Raw genomic sequence first — 1,537 nt, forward strand, 5'->3', positions numbered from 1 at the left:
TTATATTTCTATTATTTCCAGAAATCAAATTTTTCTCGCAAAGTTTTTATTGACAGCCTTTTTTTTACCCCTATATAATACCTTTATCAATAGAATAAATTTAAAAAAATAATGTTAGGTGGACAATATTCTTGTGAGAAAGGGCAATATGGGAAATTCCGACAACCCACGAAAAGGCTCTGATTTCGAAAAAAGAGCAAAAGAATTTTTTATGACTGAAGGAATTGTCTTGGAATCTGGTTTTAGTATTCCTATTGGTTTTTCTAGTGTTAAAAAGGCGCATAAATTTGATTTAGGTTCGCATGAACCTCCCATTTTAGTGGAGTGTAAATGTCATTCTTTGACTGAGAGTGGAAACTCTCCAAGTGCAAAGTTATCCGTTTGGAACGAAGCTATTTTTTATTTTATGGCGGCCCCAAATAATTATCGGAAAATATTATTTGTCTTAAAAAGCATTAAAGATGGTAAATCTTTGGCGGAACATTATATTAAAAGTAACCGACATTTGATTCCAAATGGCGTGGAGATTTGGGAATATTCACCAGAAACTGGAACAGCGAATAGGGTCAATATTATTGATGCCACCTAACTACAGGCTGAAGCTGACGGCTCCTTCGGTCACACCGCTTGCAGCCTATTGCTTTGGTGGCCAAGCGTCGCGCCCTCGGCCCGCAGCTTAGCCTGGGCGTTAACGGTGAATAGCACCAGAAAGGAGTGTGTATGAAAAGAATAATACTGGTCCTATCAATTGTTGCCTTTCTTGGCGGTTGTGCTACTGCCTCCAAAACATTCACATCCGATGGAAAGGAAGGGTACTTTATAAACTGCTCTGGTAGTGCTCTAAATTGGGGCATGTGCTATGAAAAAGCAGGTCAGTTGTGTGGAACAAAAGGCTATGAAGTTCTTGAAAAGAGCGGAGATACTGGAGCCATGGTCACAGCTGGACAGTATGGCCTTTTTGGCGGCTCCGTTATCAATCGAAGCATGATCATAAGATGAAAGGATTAAATCAGAAGCCCGTCGGTCGATGGGCAATCAACATTGATTTGGAAGGTTTTGGGCATCTATATGACAAGGAAGATTGTATTATACTGCCTTTAGTGGACACGAACATTGTAATCTAATATACTAACAATGGAGGTATTGACATGGAAAAGCCTCCATTGGCAGTATTTACAAAAGAGTTTAAAGAGGAAGCAGTGAAAATGGTAATGGAAGAAGGATTGTCCATAGGAGAGGTGGGCCGCAGACTATCCATACCCAAATCTACCTTAGACTACTGGGTCAAAAAAGCCAGAGAAGGAAAGCTTTTAGATAATTCATACAAGAAACACAAACCAGTAACCCCGGAGGAGATGGAGCTTGCAAGATTAAGACGTGAGAACGCAGAGCTCAAATTGGAAAGGGAAATATTAAAAAAAGCTTACGGCTACCTTTACAAAGGAAGTCGCTTAAGAAGTATGCCTTTATAAACAAGATGCGGCTCAAATACCCCATCCCCCTTATGTGCAGGGTACTATCAGTATCAAAGAGTGGT

General features: G+C 39.9%; 3 protein-coding genes. All 3 read left to right on the plus strand.

Annotated features, from left to right (window positions below; all coding sequences use genetic code 11):
- The first annotated feature begins 118 nt into the window (after positions 1-118).
- A complete protein-coding gene (locus tag PLK24_RS11380; protein WP_324479239.1) occupies positions 119-589 on the plus strand; it encodes a hypothetical protein in 471 nt (156 codons plus the stop codon).
- A 131-nt stretch (positions 590-720) separates the two neighbouring features.
- Entirely contained in the window at positions 721-999 is a 279-nt protein-coding gene (locus PLK24_RS11385) for a hypothetical protein (protein WP_324479241.1), read from the plus strand.
- A gap of 149 nt (positions 1,000-1,148) precedes the next feature.
- Entirely contained in the window at positions 1,149-1,472 is a 324-nt protein-coding gene (locus PLK24_RS11390) for a transposase (RefSeq protein ID WP_324479243.1), read from the plus strand.
- The last annotated feature ends 65 nt before the right edge of the window (positions 1,473-1,537 follow it).

Origin of the sequence: Atribacter sp., from assembly GCF_035418125.1 — a bacterium.
Classification (GTDB): Bacteria; Atribacterota; Atribacteria; order Atribacterales; family Atribacteraceae; genus Atribacter; species Atribacter allofermentans.